Raw genomic sequence first — 19,207 nt, forward strand, 5'->3', positions numbered from 1 at the left:
GCAGGGTAAGGAATGCCAGAAACACGGCTTCTAAGTCATTGATTCTTGGTCGTAGGCTCACAAGGGGATACAGGAAGCCACACCTGGGTCTATCGTTACAAGGATCTGGAGGGCTGGTGGGGGAGCCTTCATCATGACCGGATCGGCGGCGTGGAACTGTCCGTGCCGAGCCCATGGGTGCCGGGAGGCAAGCCGATCTGGTTTACGGAGGTGGGGTGTCCGGCGATCGACAAGGGGGCGAACCAGCCCAACGTGTTTGTCGATCCGAAATCGTCGGAGAACGCGCTTCCCTATTTTTCCAGCGGTGGGCGCTGCGATCTCGTGCAGCGGCGGTTTCTTGAGGCGCATCACGCGCATTGGCGGGAGGTCGATGGGGCGGTTGATCCGCATCATCTTTTCGTCTGGACCTGGGATGCGCGGCCGGTGCCGGCTTTTCCTGAAAATACCGATCTCTGGGCGGATGGCGGTAACTGGCGCACGGGCCACTGGCTGAACGGACGACTGGGGGCCTCTACCGCAGGCGATATCATTCAGGCTGTGCTGGCGGACCATGGGTTTGAAGGGGCCGATACGTCCGCGGTCACCGGAGATATCACTGGCTATGTGCAGGCGGAGCAGGCGTCCGCGCGGGATGTGCTGGAGCCCCTGATGCAGGCGCTGTCGATCGATGCGGTGGAGTATGGCGGCGTGCTTCGCTTCCGCTCGCGGCTGAAGCTGGCGGCCCGGACGCAGCATATCGAGATTTTGGCGGAGGATGGGGAGGCTGCGCAGTTTGAGGAAACACGCGAGCATGACAGCGATTATGCCGGGGAGGCGCTGATCGATTTCTTCGATGCGACGGCCGACTACGGTCAGGCGACGGTACGCTCGCGAAGAACCGGAGCGAAAAGCGATCGGGTCTTGCGGCTTTCGCCGCCGGCGGTGCTGCATGAGGGAATGGCGTCCGCAACAGTCGAAGACGCGCTGAAGGACCATCAGGCCGGGCGGCGGCAGGTGCGGTTCAGTCTTTCGCCATCGGCGTTGGCTCTGGAGCCGGGCGATGTCGTGACGTTCGAGGATGGGCCGGCGGGGCTCTTCATCGTCGAGCGGATCGAGGATGGAAAAAAGCGCCGTGCCGAGGCGCGGGCGTTTCAGCCCTCCGCCAATGGCGTTGGTCAAACGGACAACGCGGGACTCCGTCCGGCACGGCAGGCATCCGATGGGTTTTCGCCCATCATGCTGCTCATGGACCTGCCGCAGTATGATGGGGGCGAGCCGGCAAGCTTTGCGCGGGCGGCGATGTTTGCCCGGCCATGGCGGCCGGTCGTTCTCTCGTCTTCGGCAACGACGGAAGGGTACACGGCAAGGCAGCGTTTCGACAGGCCGGCGAAAACCGGCATGTTGGCCGCGCCCCTGGGGCCGGGTGTCACCGGTCGTTTCGACTGGTCGCAGCCGCTTTTGCTCAATCTCGACTTCGGCGGTTTGTCGTCCGCGCCGCGGATCGCGGTGCTGGGCGGTCAGAACCGCGTCGCCGTCGAGGCCGCGAACGGTGTCTGGGAAATCATCAGCTTTCTGGAGGCGGAGGAGGTTTCCGCCGGGCAATGGCAGGTGCGTGGCCTGTTGCGCGGTTTGCATGGCACCGGCGATGCGATGATGGCGGGAAGCGGTACCGGTGCGGCCATCGTTTTGCTCGATGGGGCGGTAAAGCCGATCGGGCTCTCACTGGACGAGGCGGGACGGCCGCTGAACTATCTCGCCGAGGCGACAGGCGAAGCGGCCATCGGACCGATCGTCTTTGCCGGCGGTTTGCGGGCGCAGACGCCGGTCGCTCCGGTGCATCTGAGAGCGGAAAGATTGCCCGGCGGCGATATCCGGCTGAGCTGGGTGCGGTGCGCGCGGCAGGATGCCGATCACTGGCTGGATGGTGACATCGCGCTGGACGAGCCGGAGGAGCGTTATCGCATCGATATTCTGGACGGAGAGAGCGTCAGGCGGCGGACGGACGTCTCGACGCCCAGCTTCCTATACTCCGCTGCGAGCGAAATGGCGGATTTCGGAGCCGCGCAGGACGCCATCTCGTTTCGGGTGCGGCAGGTGGGCAAAAAGGTGTCGCTCGGTGTTTCGGCACAGGCTTTGGTGGAACTGTAAACGGAGGCAGGCATGATGGAACCGAAGGATTGGTATCGTTCCAAGACGATCTGGGGCGCTCTGGTGGCAATATTCGCTTCCTGCGCGAATTTGGCGGGCTTCGACTTCGGAGCGCAAGATCAGCAGCAGATCGTTGACGCACTGACAACGATCGCGGCTGCTGTCGGCGGCGTTATCGCCGTCTATGGCCGGATTTCGGCTCAGAAAAGGGTGCGTTGACGGGACCCAAAACGCTGTGGGAGGCCACTTGAGACTTCCTGTCAAATCAGGTGAAGTCGTTGTAACCTGACATTCATTTGCCATTCAGACAGTATGGTTTATTAAAATCGCAAGAAACGTCAGCCTTGAAAGTGCTTTCATGTCCTCACCCTTGATCATAGCAGCGCTTGCAGCGGGTCTTTCCGGATTCGCGCCGCCTGCGCTCGATCTGCCATCGAAGGTTGTTACCGTCGATGGGGATTGCAGCGCGGCCGCAGCACAGGTCGTTGCCGAGACGGGCGGTGAATTGCTTTCAGCCCAGCCGACGTCCGACGGCAAATGCGTCGTGACCGTGCTGATCCCGGGAAATGGTGGCCGGCCGAAGAAGGTGACGGTGCGTGTGCCCATGTAATGCCGCATTGCTCTTCCAGAGCAGGTTGAGGGCTTGCATAATCCCGCTAGCGCGATGGAATAGGCAGGGTTCGTGATTCTGCCGCTCCGCACGAACAGGGCGATTGCAGAGGAATAGAGGATAATCCTTTCATGCGCATTCTCGTGGTCGAAGACGACATCAATCTCAATCGCCAGCTCGCCGAGGCGCTGAAGGAGGTGGGCTATGTCGTCGATCAGGCGTTCGATGGCGAGGAAGGGCATTATCTCGGCGACGGCGAACCTTACGACGCCGTGATCCTCGATATCGGCTTGCCGGAGATGGACGGCATTACCGTTCTCGAAAAATGGCGTGGGGCGGGCAAGACCATGCCGGTGCTGATCCTGACGGCGCGCGACCGCTGGAGCGACAAGGTGGCGGGTATCGATGCGGGCGCCGACGACTATGTCGCAAAGCCGTTTCATGTCGAGGAAGTGCTGGCCCGTATCCGGGCGCTGATCCGCAGGGCGGCGGGGCATGCCAGCTCGGAAATCGTCTGCGGGCCGGTGCGGCTCGATACCAAGGCTTCGAAGGCGACGGTGGATGGCGTGCAGCTCAAGCTCACCTCGCATGAATTTCGGCTGCTTTCCTATCTGATGCACCATATGGGGCAGGCCGTGTCGCGCACGGAACTTGTCGAGCATATGTACGATCAGGATTTCGATCGCGATTCCAACACCATCGAAGTGTTTGTCGGTCGGCTTCGCAAGAAGATCGGCAACGATCTGATCGAGACCGTGCGCGGGCTCGGCTACCGCATGCAGCCACCCGGCGCGCTTGTGGAGAAGGGCTCTAAGTCCTGAGCGGGGACTGGCCGATATGCTGAAACCGCAATCGCTGACGGCGCGCGTTCTTCTCGTCTCCACCATCTGGGCTGTGGCAGCGCTGGTGGTGATCGGGGTGGTGATTTCCACACTGTATCGACAGGGCTCGGAGCGCGGGTTTCAGGATCTCCTGCGGGCTCAGCTTTACAACGTCATCAACTCCGTCGTGGTCAACGACAAGACGGTGCTGGCCGGAAGTCCGCAGCTGGGAGATCTTCGGTTTTCGCAGCCGCAGACGGGCTGGTACTGGATCGTCGAGCCGATCGGCGAGTTCGACACGCCGACGCTGATGTCGACTTCGCTGGGCAACGGCAAGCTGCCGATCCCGAGCGTAGACGAGGTGCCTTTCGATATCCGTTATGAGCGGTTCTACACCACGACCGATTCCTTCGGGAATTCGGTGGAAGTGGCCGAGACGGAAGTCGTTCTCGACATTCAGGGGCATACGGCCCGGTTTCGCGTCGCGGGCAACCGCGATGTGCTGGAAAGCGATATCAACGACTTCAACCGCAATCTCTATCTGGCGCTTTCGATCTTCGGCTTCGGCGGGCTGGGGATGAATGCGCTGGCGATTCTCTTCGGGCTGCGGCCGCTCGATCAGGCGCGCCGGTCGCTGGAGAAAATCCGCGCCGGCGAGAGCGAGCGGCTGGACGGAGAGTTTCCGCGCGAAATCCAGCCTCTGGCGAGCGAGGTCAATGCGCTGATCGACAGCAACCGGCGCATCATAGAACGGGCGCGCATGCAGGTCGGCAATCTCGCCCATTCGCTGAAGACGCCGATCGCCGTTCTGATCAACGAGGCGCGGGTGCTGGAGGCGCCGCATGGCGATCTCGTCAAGACCCAGGCCGATGCGATGCAGATGCAGGTGCAATCCTATCTCAACCGGGCGCGAATTGCCGCACAACGCGAGAGCGTTCTGGCGCGCATGGAGGTGGAGCCGGCGCTGGAGCGGCTGGTGCGCGTCATGCGACGGCTGCATCCGGAAAAGACGTTCGAACTTTCCGTCTCTCCGCCCGGGCTGATGCTCGCCATGGAGCAACAGGATGTGGAAGAGACCGTCGGCAACCTGCTCGACAACGCGGCGCGCTATGCCGACACGAAGGTTCGCATCATCGCACATCCGGCCGAAGAGAATATCCAGGGCGGTGATCCCGGGCGTCGGCACTGGATTACCGTGGATGTCGAGGATGACGGGCCAGGGCTGGAGCCCGACCAGATCGCGGTGGCGATCAAGCGCGGCAAAAGGCTGGACGAGAGCAAACCCGGGACGGGGCTCGGCCTTTCGATCGTCAAGGAAATTGCAGGGGAATATCACGGCAAGCTGGGGCTTTCGAGGGCGGAAATCGGTGGCTTGAGGGCTCAGTTGATTCTGCCTGGGATCAGTTGAGCCGCGACGCAACCTTGTGTCGGGGGCAAGCGTGACTTTTTTGACAGGGTTGCCGGCAAAATAAGCAAAAGCTTGTGCGAATGCCGGACCCCCATGGATCAAAGGTTGCCTGCCTGCTGAGCAAATGCAAAAAGACGAGGAGTCACGGAGTCGTGCGTTTGCCGGAATGGCCGAACGTATGATGATAACCGCGACACCAAACGCGAGAGCTGGATAGTCCCGCATCATGTACCAGAACGCCTGTTTGACGATATCGACCACTGCCCAGGCCGGCTTAGTATTGCTCGGCTGCGCATTGCTGCTTGGCGGCTGCGCTTCGACTGGAAAAGGCGGCGCCGCACAGGCCGCGACCGGTTCGTCGTCGTATATCGCGGCGCTCGGCGGCGGGATCATCGGCAAGGAAGCGAGCCTGTCGATAAGCCAGGCGGATCGTCAGCGGGCCCTGGAAGCCGAATACAGGGCACTGGAAGCAGCACCCGGCGGACAACCGGTGACATGGGAAGGTTCGGGAGTTTCCGGCGCGGTCGTTGCGACGGCACCCTATCAGGTTGGCTCGCAGAACTGCCGCCAGTATAGCCACACGATCACCGCAAAGGGGCAGGGCAATGTCGTGCGCGGGGTTGCCTGCCGCAATACCGACGGAACCTGGACGCCGCTGACCTGATCTGCTTCACGCTTGCGGCGAAACGCCTCAAGTTTTTGTCAGAATGGGTTTTCCAGTTGGAAAGCCAGGGGGCGCATAGTATTGAGCGCCATGCTGTTCTGGATCGTTGTTTCCGTTCTGACGGCGGCTGTTGCCGTCGCTTTGCTTTTGCCACTGATGCGGGCTGAGGCCCAGACCGATATTCCGCAATCCCATGACGTCGAGGTTTATCGCGATCAGCTCGCCGAGCTGCAGCGCGATCAGGCGAATGGACTGATTTCCGGAGATGAGGCCGAGTTTGCAAAAGCAGAGGTGGCGCGGCGCCTGCTGGCGGCCAACGAAGCCGTGAAAGCGACGGCTCCGGTTTCAGGGCGGCGCGCGAACCGTATCGCGCAGGCCGCGGTGATCGTTTTCCTGCCGCTTCTCGGGCTCTGTCTTTATTTGGCGACGGGCCGTCCGGATCTGCCGGACGCCCCGCTTGCCATGCGTCTTGCCAACCCCGGCGAAGACATCAATATCCTGATTGCCAAGGCCGAGCAGCATCTTGTGCAGAACCCGGAGGATGGGGCGGGCTGGGATTTGCTGGCGCCGATCTATTACCGCGAGGGGCGGATCGAGGATGCTGGCGCGGCCTATCAGAACGCGATCCGGATTCTCGGGCCGACGCCGATGCGGCTCGCCGGTTACGCGGAAAGTCTGATTGCGCTTTCCGGCGGATTGATCACGACCGAGGCGCAGGATGCGCTGAGGCAGTCACTGGCGATGGCGCCGGACGATCCACGGTCGGAGTATTATCTGGCGCTGGCCTTGAAGCAGCAAGGCAAGACCGAGGAGGCCCGAACCGCCTTCGAGGCGCTTGTCCGTTCCTCGCCGAAGGACGCGCCGTGGCTGCCACTGGTCAACAGCCATCTGGCGGAACTGGGCGGTGACGTCGCCCAGAACGACAAGGCGCCCGGCAATCCCACGCAAGCCGATGTGGCGGCGGCGCAGGCCATGGACGGAGCCGACCGGAATGCGATGATCGAGGGCATGGTTTCGAGCCTTGCCGAAAAGCTGAAGCAGGACCCGGACAATTTCGAGGGCTGGATGCGGATCATCCGATCCTATGCGGTGCTCGATCGCAAGGCGGATGCAGCCGAGGCGCTGCGACAAGGTTTGCAGGCGTTTCCCGCCGGAAGCGAAGAAGGACGCAGCCTGCTGGCTCTCGCCAGCGAATTGGGCATCGACGCCGGCAAGGATGTGAAATGACGCGCAAGCAGAAGAGACTGGCGGTTATCGGTGGCGGTGTCGGCTTTCTGCTGGCGGCGGTCTTGCTGGTCATGTTCGCTTTCAGCCAGTCTGTCGCCTATTTCTACGTTCCGGGTGATCTGGAAAAGACCGAGATCGCGCCCGGCACCCGCATCAGGCTTGGTGGGCTTGTCGAAAACGGCTCTGTGAAGCGGGGCGAGGGGAAGACGGTTAGCTTTGTCGTCACCGACACCATCGGCACAGTGCCGGTGACCTATTCCGGCATTCTGCCTGATCTGTTTCGCGAAGGGCAGGGGGTCGTGACGGAGGGGGCGTTCGATCCGGCGGGCAAACTTTTCGTTGCCGATACCGTGCTTGCCAAACATGATGAGACCTACATGCCGAAGGATGTGGCCGACCGGCTCAAGGCACAGGGCGTTTCGCTGGGCGGCAAGGAGACGATCCGATGATCGTTGAGTTTGGTCATTACGCTCTTGTGCTGGCGCTTGCCACCTCGATCCTGCAATCGCTGTTACCCGTGATCGGCGCGTGGCGCGGTGAACGCGCCCTGATGCAAAGCGGCACGACGGCGGCGATCGCGAGTTTCTGTCTTTTGGCGCTGTCCTTCGGCGCGCTGACCTATGCGCATGTGACATCGGATTTCTCGGTCGTCAATGTGTGGGAGAATTCCCACTCGATGATCCCGCTGCTGTACAAATATTCGGGTGTCTGGGGAAACCATGAAGGATCGATGCTGCTCTGGCTGCTGATCCTGATGTTTTTCTCCGCTCTGGTCGCCGTCTTCGGGCGAAACCTGCCGGATACGCTCAGGGCCAATGTTCTGGGCGTTCAGGCCTGGGTGGCGACAGCGTTCGCGCTGTTTATCCTGCTGACCTCAAACCCCTTTGCGCGGATCATACCGGCGCCGGGCGAGGGACGGGATTTGAACCCCGTGCTGCAGGACGTCGGCCTTGCGATCCATCCGCCGCTGCTCTACCTCGGTTATGTCGGTTTCTCCGTCTGCTTTTCCTTTGCCGTTGCCGCCCTGATCGACGGGCGGATCGATGCCGCCTGGGCGCGCTGGGTACGGCCCTGGACGCTTGCCGCGTGGAGCTTCCTGACCGCCGGCATCGCCATGGGCTCCTACTGGGCCTATTACGAGCTTGGCTGGGGGGGCTGGTGGTTCTGGGACCCGGTGGAAAACGCCTCCTTCATGCCCTGGCTGGCGGGAACGGCGCTCCTGCATTCGGCACTCGTGATGGAAAAGCGCGAGGCTCTGAAGATCTGGACCGTGCTGCTGGCGATCCTGACGTTTTCGCTGTCGCTGCTCGGAACCTTCCTTGTGCGCTCCGGCGTGCTGACATCGGTACACGCCTTCGCGACCGATCCGACACGCGGCGTCTTCATCCTGATTATCCTGATGCTTTTCATCGGCGGGGCCTTGTCCCTGTTTGCTTTCCGGGCGGTGCGGCTGAAGGCGGGCGGGCTGTTTGCGCCCATCTCGCGCGAAGGCGCGCTGGTCTATAACAACCTGATCCTGACGACCGCGACGGCGACGGTTTTGACCGGAACGCTCTATCCGCTGGCGCTCGAGGCGATGACCGGCGCCAAGATTTCCGTCGGTCCTCCCTTCTTCAACATCACCTTCGGCCTGCTGATGCTGCCTCTGCTCGTGGCCGTCCCCTTCGGCCCGCTGCTGGCATGGAAGCGCGGTGATCTGCTGGGGGCCGCGCAGCGGCTGTTTGCGGCGATCGGAGCGGGGCTTATCGTTGCGATGGGTGTGTTCTACGCGCGCTATGGTGGGCCGGTGATGGCTGCGGCCGGCATCGGGCTCGGCATTTACATGATCGGCGGCGCGGTGACGGATATCGTGCTGCGGTCGGGTTCTGGCAAGCTGCCGCTGGCAACGGCGTGGGCGCGGTTGAAAGGCCTGCCGCGCTCGTCCTTCGGGACCGCACTTGCGCATGCCGGCGTTGGCGTGACGCTGATCGGCATTGTGGCAGTCACGGCTTACGAGACGGAAACGATCGTCGAGATGAAGCCGGGCATGACGGCAGAGGCCGGCGGCTTTACGCTGCGCTTCGACGGCATGCGCGAAGGCCAGGGGCCGAACTACACCGAAGAAGCGGCGCATTTCGATATTCTCAGAGGCGGCGTGGTCGTCGATGACTTCTGGTCTTCGAAGCGGATCTACACGGCGCGGCGCATGCCGACGACGGAAGCCGGCATCCGCACCTTTGGCTTCAGTCAACTCTATGTCTCGCTTGGCGATCCCGCCCCGAACGGCGCCATGGTGATCCGCATCTGGTGGAAGCCGTTCATTCTCTGCATCTGGCTCGGGACCGTCCTGATGATGATCGGCGGTGCGGTATCGCTCAGCGACCGGCGCCTGCGGGTCGGCGTGCCGAAGCGGGCGAAGGCGAAGCTTGCGATGGGAGCGGCGGAATGATGCGGCGGCTGGCGCTTTTTATCATTCTAATCCTGTCGGCGATGCCCGCGCTTGCCGTCAATCCCGATGAGGTGATGAAGGACCCGGCGCTGGAGGCGCGGGCGCGGGCACTTTCGGCTCAGCTGCGCTGCATGGTCTGTCAGAACCAGTCGATCGATGATTCCAATGCCGAACTCGCAAAGGATTTGCGCGTCCTTGTGCGTGAGCGCATCGCCGATGGCGACAGCGATGACGAGGTGATCGCCTATGTCGTTTCGCGCTACGGCGAATTCGTGCTCCTGAAACCGCGATTCGAGACGAAGACACTGCTGCTCTGGGGCACGCCCGCCGCTTTGCTGCTGATCGGTGCCGGCGTGATGTTTTTTGCGGCGCGGCGCAAGAGGGGCAAGGTGACGGGGACATCGCTTTCGGCAGACGAGAAGGCACGGCTGGATGCCCTTCTGAAAGAGGACGTGCGTTGAGCTGCCGGACGCGCGGGATCAAAGCGATTTATCCTGCCGTTTCAGCTGTTTGCTGATGTTCCGTTCCTGAGCCTTCAGGAGCAACGGGCAATTTCGCAGTGCTTTGTCCCTACATTACCAAAAATTCATGCCTCGGACATTCATCGGTAAGGTGGCGCGCTCTATCTCTTATCCCAACGATCGCTTTTCCCGTTGCGATCCGTAGCTGAAGAGAGAAGGCAAAACCAATGTTCAAACCCTCGCGTCCCTCCCTGAAAACCGTGCTGCAGACAACGACAGTCGCCGGTCTCGCGGCGGTCATGCTGTCGACGGGTATTCCCGCTGCGGTCAACTATACCTTTGCCGCACCTGTGAAGGTGGAAGCCCCGCAGGTTCCGAGCTTTGCCGATGTCGTCGATGCCGTTTCCCCGGCCGTCGTTTCCGTGCGCGTTCAGTCCCGGGCTAATCCGGTTTCCGACGATGCTTCGAACGGCTTCAGCTTCGATTTCGGTGGCCCCGGCTTCGACCAGCTGCCCGACGATCACCCGCTGAAGCGCTTCTTCCGTGAATTCGGCGGCCCGGACGGCGGCGAGCGCCGCGCAGAGCGTCCGCATCTCGGCAAGCCCGGCCCCGGCCGTCTGCGCCCGACCGCACAGGGCTCCGGCTTCTTCATCACCGAGGACGGATATCTCGTCACCAACAACCACGTTGTCTCCGACGGCTCCGCCTTTACCGTTGTCCTGAACGACGGCACCGAGCTCGATGCCAAGCTGATCGGCAAGGACAGCCGTACCGACCTCGCCGTGCTGAAGGTCGATGACAAGCGCAAGTTCACCTACGTCAACTGGGCTGACGACAGCAAGGTTCGCGTCGGCGACTGGGTCGTGGCTGTCGGCAATCCGTTCGGTCTCGGCGGTACGGTCACCTCCGGTATCGTTTCGGCCCGTGGCCGTGATATCGGCTCCGGCCCCTACGACGACTACCTCCAGGTCGATGCTGCCGTGAACCGTGGTAACTCCGGTGGTCCGACGTTCAACCTCTCCGGTGAAGTCGTTGGCATCAACACCGCGATCTTCTCGCCGTCGGGCGGCAACGTCGGTATCGCCTTCGCTATTCCGGCCTCGGTTGCCAAGGATGTCGTCGCCGACCTGATGAAGGACGGCACGGTCTCGCGTGGCTGGCTCGGCGTCCAAATCCAGCCGGTGACCAAGGATATCGCCGACTCGCTTGGTCTGGCCGAGGCAAGCGGCGCGCTCGTCATCGAGCCGCAGGCCGGCTCGCCCGGCGAAAAGGCCGGTATCAAGAAGGGCGACGTCGTGACCGCCGTCAACGGCGAGACGGTCAAGGGCCCGCGCGAGCTTGCCCGCAAGATCGGCGCGCTCCGTCCGGGCACGAGCGTCGATGTCTCGCTGTGGCGTGACGGCAAGGCAACCAGCGTGAAGCTCGAGGTCGGCACTTTGCCGCAGGAAGAGCAGCAGGCCGCGGCCGATCCCGACCAGGGCCAGGAAGATACCGCTCCGGCCTCTGAAAAGGCGCTTGCCGATCTCGGCGTTACCGTTTCCCCTTCGGATGACGGCAACGGCGTGACGATCTCCTCGGTCGATCCGGAATCCGATGCGGGCGATCGTGGGCTGAAGGAAGGCGAAAAGATCGTCTCGGTGAACAACCAGGAGATCAAGTCCGCCGACGACATCCTGAAGGTGATCGCCGATGCCCGTAAGGACGGCCGGACCAAGGCACTGTTCCAGATCCAGGCCGAAAACGGCAGCCGCTTCGTGGCCCTGCCGATCGATGCACAGGGCTAAGGCGCTCGACTTTTTTTGAATATGGGCGCCGCGGGACCTTACGGTTTCGCGGCGTCTGCCGTTGATTAAGCCAAGGTAAAGCCGGTTGTGGAAGGTGAGGGTCCGGGACTATGGTCACCCGCATGAAGATTCTGATTATCGAAGACGATCTGGAAGCCGCTGCCTATCTCGCCAAGGCCTTTCGTGAGGCGGGCATTGTGTCCGATCACGCGAGCGATGGCGAAAGCGGGCTTTTCATGGCCAGCGAAAACTCCTACGACGTGCTGGTCATCGACCGCATGCTGCCGCGGCGGGACGGGCTTTCCGTGATCTCGGAACTGCGCCGCAAGGGTATTCACACGCCAGTCCTTATCCTTTCGGCTCTCGGGCAGGTGGATGACCGGGTAACGGGCTTGCGCGCCGGTGGCGACGACTATCTGCCGAAACCCTACTCCTTCAACGAGCTTCTGGCGCGTGTCGAGGTGCTGGGCCGCCGAAAGGGTACGCCCGAGCAGGATATGGTCTACCGGGTCGGCGATCTGGAACTCGACCGGCTGTCCCATACGGTGCGCCGGCAGGGCAAGGAAATCGTCCTGCAGCCCCGCGAATTCCGTCTGCTGGAGTACCTCATGAAGAATTCCGGGCAGGTGGTGACCCGGACGATGCTGCTGGAAAATGTCTGGGATTACCATTTCGATCCGCAGACCAATGTGATCGACGTGCATGTCTCGCGGCTGCGCTCGAAGATCGAGAAGGATTTCGACGGCCCCCTGCTCAGAACCGTGCGCGGTGCTGGTTACATGATCAAGGAAGAGGGTGCGCACTGACGGATGAACCGGCTGCGCGTTCTTTTTCGCACGACGGCGGTTCGCCTTTCCGCCGTCTATCTGGTTCTGTTTTCCATCTGCGCGGCCTTTCTCGTCTTCTATGTGACGGCGATGTCGCAACGCCTGCTTGAGCAGCAGACGCGCGAAGCCGTGAGCACCGAAGTCGCCCAGATCGAGGCGATCTACGACCGGGCGGGCATCAACGGACTTTTACGGACACTGGAACGGCGCGCTCGCCAGCCGGGCGCCAACCTCTATGTGATTGCCGGTCCAACCGGCGAGATTCTCGCCGGTAACGTTGCGTCTCTCGAGCCAGGCCTTCTCGACAAGGAAGGCTGGACGGGGCAGGCCTTCCGCTACCAGCGCTATACCGACGAAAGCCGCAAGGATAGCCATGTTGCACTTGCGCATGTTCTGGTTCTGGAAAACGGTCTGCGTATTCTTGTCGGTCGAGATCTGCAGGAACCGGAAAAATTCCGGGTTCTGGTCCGTCAGGCGCTGATGGTGGCGCTCGGGATCATGGGGTTTGGCGCGCTGGTGATATGGTTTGCGATCGGCCGCAATGCCTTGAAACGTATCGACCGCATGTCGGATGCCAGCACCCGCATCATGGCCGGCGACCTTTCGCAAAGACTGCCTATGAGCGGATCGGGAGACGAATTCGACCGGCTCTCGGAATCCCTGAATGCCATGCTCGAAAGAATCGAGAAGCTTAACGAAGGGCTGCGGCAGGTCTCAGACAATATCGCCCATGACCTGAAGACCCCGCTGACGCGCCTGCGCAACAAGGCAGAAGCGGCCCTTGCCCACAAGAACACCAGTGCAGGGTATCGCGCGTCGCTGGAGGAAATCATCGGCGAGTCCGACCAGTTGATCCGCACCTTCAATGCTTTGCTGATGATCTCGCGGGTGGAGGCGGGCGGGGCTGCCGCCGAGATGAGCGATATCGATCTTTCGACCATCGTGGCCGATTGTGTGGAACTCTACGAACCGGTGGCTGAGGAACAGGCGCTGGAGTTGACGGCCGACATCTCCGGGCCGTTGCATATCAACGGCAATCGGGAACTGGTCGGGCAGGCGCTTGGGAACCTCATCGACAACGCGATCAAATATGCCGAAGGAGCCGCCGATCCGGGAATCAGGGTTTCCTTGGTGCGTCGCGGAGATGCGGTGGTCATTGCCGTTGCCGATCACGGACCTGGCGTGCCTGCAGACAAGCGCGACCAGGTGGTGGCCCGCTTCGTTCGCCTCGACGAGAGCCGATCAAAGCCGGGGACGGGATTGGGTTTGTCGCTGGTCGAGGCTGTCATGGAAATGCACCACGGCTCTCTGGAATTGGGCGATACCGCACCCGGTCAGAGCAGCCCTGGCCTGACTGTCACCATGGTCTTTCCAGTGCCGGCTGCGTAAATTACGCTATTCATCGCATGGTCTCCCTGTTTTCCCTTTTCCCGCGAATGGGTTAGTTTGCGACCGCCGGAATCAGGCGGGAGGAAAGCATGACCGAGACCGTGACGCGGCGCCTTGAGGATATCGCGGCATCGCCTATCCGCCCCATGAGCCAGTCCGATGCGAAATTGGTTCTTTCGGATCTCAAGGATATGGGCAAGGCGGAGCCTGCTCTTGGCGCAGCGCTCTCCTCGAACGCAGCGCTTCGTGACTTTCTTGTCGCTGCCTTCTCGCTCTCTCCCTATCTCCGTGATGGAGCAGTCGCGCGCCCGGCGATGGTGGCCGACATGCTGAAGACGCCGCTCGACACCTACCTCCGCAAGCGCATCGACACGGCCCGTGATGCATGGCGAAGCGACGTGCAGGGCAAGGCGCTTCCCGATGCCGAGATCATGGCGCGGCTCAGGGTTGCCAAGCGGGAAATGGCTTTCTGTCTCGCGCTTGCCGATCTGGCCAAGCTGATGGACGGGCGGGAAACCACACGCCGGCTTTCCGAATTTGCCGGTGCCGCTGTTTCGGCGACCGTCGATCACCTATTGCTGAGTGCCGGCGAGGCCGGCAACCTTCACGTTTCCAATCCGGAACAGCCAAGCGAAGGTTCCGGTGTCGTGGTGCTCGGCATGGGCAAGCTCGGCGCCTTCGAACTCAACTATTCCTCAGACATCGATCTCGTGGTTTTCTACGAGCCTGACGCCTCCTTGATCGCGGATGCTTCAGAGGCTCCCGAAACGTTTGGCCGCCTGCTGCGGCGCCTCATCCGCATCCTGCAGGAACGCACCGGTGACGGCTATGTGTTTCGCACCGATCTCAGGCTTCGCCCCGATCCCGGCGCAACGCCACTGGCGATCCCAGTTGAAGCCGCGATGCTCTACTATGAGGGGCGCGGGCAGAACTGGGAGCGGGCGGCCTTCATCAAGGCTAGACCCGTGGCCGGCGATCTGAAGGCAGGCGAGAACTTCCTTCGGGAACTGACCCCCTTCGTTTTCCGCAAATATCTCGATTACGCGGCGATTGCGGACATTCATTCCATCAAGCGACAGATCCATGCCCATAAAGGGCATGGCGAGATCGCGGTGAAGGGCCACAATATCAAGCTCGGTCGCGGCGGTATCCGCGAGATCGAGTTTTTCGTCCAGACGCAGCAGTTGATTGCCGGCGGACGCATGACCGACCTGCGGCAGCGCGCGACGGAGCCCATGCTGGAGCAACTGGCGAAGGCCAACTGGATCGATGAGGAAACTGCGGCCGAATTGACGGAGGCCTACTGGTTCCTGCGCGATGTCGAACATCGCTTGCAGATGGTCCGCGACGAGCAAACCCATGTCCTGCCGACGACCGAAGCGGAGCTGAAGCGTATCGCCTATATGCTGGGCTTTGCCGATACGACCTCTTTTTCCCAGCGGCTTTCCACTGTCTTGAAGACGGTGGAACGGCGTTACGCGCAGCTTTTCGAACAGGAGGCCCGGCTTTCCGGCGATGCCGGCAACCTCGTCTTTACCGGCCAGAAGGACGATCCCGATACGCTGGAAACCTTGAAAACGCTGGGCTTCGAACGGCCGCAGGATATCTCGCGCATCATCCGCACTTGGCATTACGGTCGTTATCGCGCCACGCAATCCGTCGAGGCGCGGGAACGGTTGACGGAGTTGACGCCGGAGCTTCTGCGCGTCTTCGGCCAGAACAAGCGGGCCGACGAGGCGCTGCTTAGGTTCGATCAGTTCATCTCCGGTCTGCCGGCGGGCATTCAGCTGTTCTCGCTGCTCGGCAACAATCCCGGCCTGCTCTCGCTGATCGTCAATATCATGTCGACCGCGCCGCGACTGGCGGGCATCATTGCCGGGCGCCCACATGTGTTCGACGGCATGCTCGACCCGCGCCTGCTGGCGGAACCGCCGACGCGCAGTTATCTCTCCGAACGGATCGGAGCCTTCGTCTCCGGGGCACGCCACTACGAGGAAATTCTCGATCGGCTTCGCATCATCGCCGCCGAACAACGGTTCCTGATCGGCATACGCCTGCTGACGGGCGTGATAACCGGGGCCCAGGCCGGCCATGCCTTCACCGACCTTGCCGATCTGATCATCGCCGCGGCACTGGATGCGGTGCTCGCTGAAGTGCGCTCCGTTCACGGCGATTACAAGGGTGGACGCGTTGCGATCGTCGGCATGGGCAAGCTCGGCAGTTGGGAACTGACGGCTGGTTCCGATGTCGATCTCATCCTGCTCTATGACTACGATTCCGAAACGCTGGAATCAGACGGCGCCAAGCCGCTGGATGCCATGCGATACTTCACCCGGATCACGCAGCGGCTGATTGCAGCGCTTTCGGCGCCCACGGCAGAAGGCGTTCTCTACGAAGTCGATATGCGTTTGAGGCCGTCGGGCAACAAGGGACCGGTCGCAACCCGCATCCAAGCCTTTGCAAAATATCAGCGCGGCGAAGCCTGGACCTGGGAGCATATGGCCCTGACCCGGGCGCGGCCGCTCTGTGGCGATGCAAGCCTGATGGCCGAAGCGCAGGAAATTTTCCGTGAGGTGCTGGGGCAAAAGCGAGATATCGGGAAGGTCACGGCTGATGTTGCCGAGATGCGCGGGCTGATCGACAAGGAGAAGCCGCCGAGCGATCTCTGGGATTTCAAGCTCATTCCCGGCGGCTTGGTGGATATCGAGTTCATCGCGCAATATCTGGCGCTTATCGCGCCCGCGCGCGGTGTTGCGCCCTTGCCCGCCGGCACACCGACGGTCGATGCCCTGAAGGTGCTCGGCCCGCAATTGATGGAGCCTGCGAACCTCGATACGGTGTTGGAAGCGCTCGATCTGTTTACGGAGCTTTCGCAGATGGTGCGGCTCTGCATCGAGGGCGACTTCGAGTTCAAGGATGCGCCGTCGGGCCTTGTCGATCTGCTGTGCCGGGCGGCGGATGCGCCTGATCTCAAGGTTCTGGAGGCAGATATCCGCCGGCTCTCCAAAGCCGTGCGCCGGATTTTTCAAAGCGTCGTAAAGGCCTGAGATTACGCGTCGCAGTTGGGAATGCGCACGCAGATGATGGTGCCGACCTTCTCCTGCGAATAGATCTTCATGGCGCCGCCATGCAGCAGCGTCAGGGACCGGGAGATGGCAAGGCCCAGACCTGAGCCGCCCTTGCTCTTCGCATATTGGCTCTGAACCTGCTCGAAGGGCTGGCCGATCTTCTGCAAAGCGCTTTTGGGGATGCCGATACCGGTATCGGCGATCGTCAAGGTTACCGCCCCTCCCACCTTCTTGGCGCGAAGGGAAATCTTTCCGCCCTCATTGGTGAATTTCACGGCGTTGGAGAGCAGGTTCAACAGCACCTGCTTCATGGCTCGGCGATCGGCGACGATCGTTAGGCCGGAGGAAATCTGCTGATCGACGCAGATGTTCTTTTGCTCGGCCGGGATTGTGGTCAGCCGCAGGGTCTCCTCGATCAGCGGTGCCAGATCGATCGTCTCGCGATTGATCTGCATATGGCCCGCCTCGATCTTCGACATATCGAGAATGTCGTTGATGACGTTCAGCAGATGCTTGCCGCTATCGTGGATATCGCGGGAATACTCGTCGTATTTTTCAGAGCCCAGTGGCCCGAACATCTGGTGCTGCAGGATCTCCGAGAAGCCCAGAATCGCGTTGAGCGGCGTGCGCAGCTCATGCGACATATTCGCCAGAAACTCGGACTTCGCCCGGTTGGCTGCCTCGGCGCGCTCCTTTTCCTGAAGATAGTTCGAGTTGGCGACGGAGAGCTCGGCTTTCTGGCGCTCCAGCGTGATGCGCGATGCCGAGAGGTCGCCGATGGTCGCCATCAGCCGGCGCTCGGATTCGCGCAGCCTGACCTGATGGCGTTTCAGAAGGGTAATGTCCGTGCCGACGGAAACGAGGCCACCGTCGCGGGTGCGACGCTCGTTGATCTGCAGCCAGCGTTGATCCGCAAGCTGCACTTCGAAGGTCTGCGAGTGGTTGGAATGGTCGGGATCGGCGATGCGACGCTCGATGATCGGGCGGGCCGATGCGTTCATGACCGTCTGACGGTCGGTGCCGGGAACCAGCACCTCATCCGGAAGGGCGTAAGCCTGCTGGTAGTGGGTATTGCACATGACGAGACGCTGATGCTTGTCCCAGAGCACGAACGCTTCGGAAGTACACTCGATCGCGACTGCGAGGCGTTGATCCGCTTCGGCGTAGCGCTGGGCAAGCCGGTGCTGCTCGGTCACATCCATGGCGATGCCGATCAGATGCACGCGGCCGGATGCCGTGCGCATGACCTGGGCACGGGCGCGCAGCCAGACATAGTGGCCGGCGGCGTGCCGCATGCGAAAGACCTGATCGATCTGCGGCGTGTCGCCCTTCGCGATGGCGCGGGCCACCTTGTAGATGCCGTTGTCATCGGGGTGCATCAGGCGTGCCGCGTCACCGAAGGAAAGCACGCTTGTATTCGGTGCCATTCCGAGCATCTCGTACATGGAGCGCGACCAGAACAGGCGCCGGTTCGGCAGATCGAAATCCCACAGGCCGCAACGACCGCGAGACAGCGCGGTTTCGACCCGCAGATTCGACTCCGCGAAAATCTGGTCGGCATCGCGCGCCCGCTTGGCCTGGATGTAGTAGGCGTAGAGCACGACCAGCAGGATGGCCGAGATGCCGGCAAAAAGCGTGACATTCAGCGAAACTTCGTCGCGCCACATTTTCTCTATGGCCGCCATGGGGGTCGCGACGAGAAGTGTGCCGGTCGTTCCCGGCACCTGTACCATCGCGACGATATGAGCGCCGCCGCCGATGAAGGTCTTCACCACCATCGAACGCTCGCCGTAATACTGAAACGCGGCAACCTCGGGCGTGATCGCCGAAAGCGGGCGCCCTGTGTAAAGCGAGCCGGGCGGTGAGCTGGCAAAGATGCGGCCATCAGCACGCACGGCCAGGATGAAAGCTTCCTTGGCAAGCATCTCCGGCGCGATGTGCTCAGCAAGCTTCTGCTCGACATCGACCTTGCGAGCGTCTTTGAAGAGGTCTTCCGCGCCATCTTGCAGGCTGGTGCTGGCCGCGACGGCGGCAAGCAACGTGCTGTGACGGATGCTTTCCTCCATCCGCGCGTATTCGACCATGATACCGTTCGCCCGGGACATGGCGACGATCATCAGAAAGGCGATGATCAGGACCGGGATGGACCGCTTGAGCAAAGGCTCCGCGCGTGAGAGGCGCAACGCCGCCGGCTCGGTGAAAATCCGGGCGTGCTGGATGATTTCCTGCTCAAGAGCCAGAAAATCAGGAAATTTGGGTCGCAGCCGCCCACCGGCCGCGCGTCCCCGCTGCGCTTCCGCCATCTTCGTCAAATCTGTAAACCCTCGTTTGATTCGTCGCGCCGCTCGCTCGAACCTGTCCCAATGAATCAATTGTGATTCGGGTTGTCCAGA

15 protein-coding genes are annotated in these 19,207 nt (G+C 61.8%); 14 read left to right on the top strand and 1 reads right to left on the bottom strand.

The window, feature by feature from the left end; all coding sequences use genetic code 11:
• The first annotated feature begins 45 nt into the window (after positions 1-45).
• The 14 genes from BLX89_RS08505 to BLX89_RS08570 all read left to right on the top strand — a co-directional run bounded on the left by BLX89_RS08505 (position 46) and on the right by BLX89_RS08570 (position 16,793).
• On the top strand, positions 46-2,127 hold the full coding sequence (locus BLX89_RS08505; protein ID WP_075290215.1) for a baseplate megatron protein TIM-barrel domain-containing protein: 2,082 nt from the start codon (positions 46-48) through the stop codon (positions 2,125-2,127).
• Between the two features lie 12 nt (positions 2,128-2,139).
• Positions 2,140-2,346, top strand: coding sequence for a hypothetical protein (locus tag BLX89_RS08510; protein ID WP_075290216.1), 207 nt, complete (start codon positions 2,140-2,142; stop codon positions 2,344-2,346).
• A gap of 139 nt (positions 2,347-2,485) precedes the next feature.
• Complete coding sequence (locus BLX89_RS08515) at positions 2,486-2,737, top strand: hypothetical protein (RefSeq protein WP_075290217.1); 252 nt, start codon at positions 2,486-2,488, stop codon at positions 2,735-2,737.
• 131 nt (positions 2,738-2,868) lie between these two features.
• Positions 2,869-3,558 (top strand): response regulator transcription factor, encoded by a 690-nt coding sequence (locus tag BLX89_RS08520; RefSeq protein ID WP_075290218.1) that lies wholly within the window; start codon positions 2,869-2,871, stop codon positions 3,556-3,558.
• A 19-nt stretch (positions 3,559-3,577) separates the two neighbouring features.
• The gene (locus BLX89_RS08525) at positions 3,578-4,966 is read left to right on the top strand and encodes a sensor histidine kinase (protein WP_075290426.1); all 1,389 of its coding nucleotides are present in this window, start codon (positions 3,578-3,580) and stop codon (positions 4,964-4,966) included.
• 226 nt (positions 4,967-5,192) lie between these two features.
• Entirely contained in the window at positions 5,193-5,630 is a 438-nt protein-coding gene (locus BLX89_RS08530) for a hypothetical protein (RefSeq protein WP_075290219.1), read from the top strand.
• A gap of 90 nt (positions 5,631-5,720) precedes the next feature.
• Positions 5,721-6,857 (top strand): c-type cytochrome biogenesis protein CcmI, encoded by a 1,137-nt coding sequence (gene ccmI, locus BLX89_RS08535; RefSeq protein ID WP_075290220.1) that lies wholly within the window; start codon positions 5,721-5,723, stop codon positions 6,855-6,857.
• Entirely contained in the window at positions 6,854-7,306 is a 453-nt protein-coding gene (ccmE, locus tag BLX89_RS08540) for a cytochrome c maturation protein CcmE (protein WP_075290221.1), read from the top strand. The genes ccmI and ccmE overlap by 4 nt, the downstream gene beginning before the upstream one ends.
• On the top strand, positions 7,303-9,285 hold the full coding sequence (locus tag BLX89_RS08545; RefSeq protein WP_075290222.1) for a heme lyase CcmF/NrfE family subunit: 1,983 nt from the start codon (positions 7,303-7,305) through the stop codon (positions 9,283-9,285). The genes ccmE and BLX89_RS08545 overlap by 4 nt, the downstream gene beginning before the upstream one ends.
• Entirely contained in the window at positions 9,282-9,746 is a 465-nt protein-coding gene (locus BLX89_RS08550; protein WP_075290223.1) for a cytochrome c-type biogenesis protein, read from the top strand. Before BLX89_RS08545 ends, BLX89_RS08550 begins: the two co-directional genes overlap by 4 nt.
• A gap of 227 nt (positions 9,747-9,973) precedes the next feature.
• Entirely contained in the window at positions 9,974-11,530 is a 1,557-nt protein-coding gene (locus BLX89_RS08555; RefSeq protein WP_075290224.1) for a Do family serine endopeptidase, read from the top strand.
• 110 nt (positions 11,531-11,640) lie between these two features.
• Complete coding sequence (locus tag BLX89_RS08560; RefSeq protein ID WP_075290225.1) at positions 11,641-12,336, top strand: response regulator transcription factor; 696 nt, start codon at positions 11,641-11,643, stop codon at positions 12,334-12,336.
• 3 nt (positions 12,337-12,339) lie between these two features.
• On the top strand, positions 12,340-13,746 hold the full coding sequence (locus BLX89_RS08565; protein ID WP_075290226.1) for a sensor histidine kinase: 1,407 nt from the start codon (positions 12,340-12,342) through the stop codon (positions 13,744-13,746).
• Between the two features lie 89 nt (positions 13,747-13,835).
• Positions 13,836-16,793: a bifunctional [glutamine synthetase] adenylyltransferase/[glutamine synthetase]-adenylyl-L-tyrosine phosphorylase gene (locus BLX89_RS08570; protein ID WP_075290227.1), complete on the top strand. Its 2,958-nt coding sequence runs from the start codon at positions 13,836-13,838 to the stop codon at positions 16,791-16,793.
• 2 nt (positions 16,794-16,795) lie between these two features.
• On the opposite strand, the gene BLX89_RS08575 is transcribed toward BLX89_RS08570, so the two are convergent.
• Positions 16,796-19,126, bottom strand: coding sequence for a PAS domain-containing sensor histidine kinase (locus BLX89_RS08575; protein ID WP_075290228.1), 2,331 nt, complete (start codon positions 19,124-19,126; stop codon positions 16,796-16,798).
• Between the last annotated feature and the right edge of the window lie 81 nt (positions 19,127-19,207).

Source organism: Pararhizobium arenae (genome assembly GCF_001931685.1).
Lineage (GTDB): Bacteria > Pseudomonadota > Alphaproteobacteria > Rhizobiales > Rhizobiaceae > Pararhizobium > Pararhizobium arenae.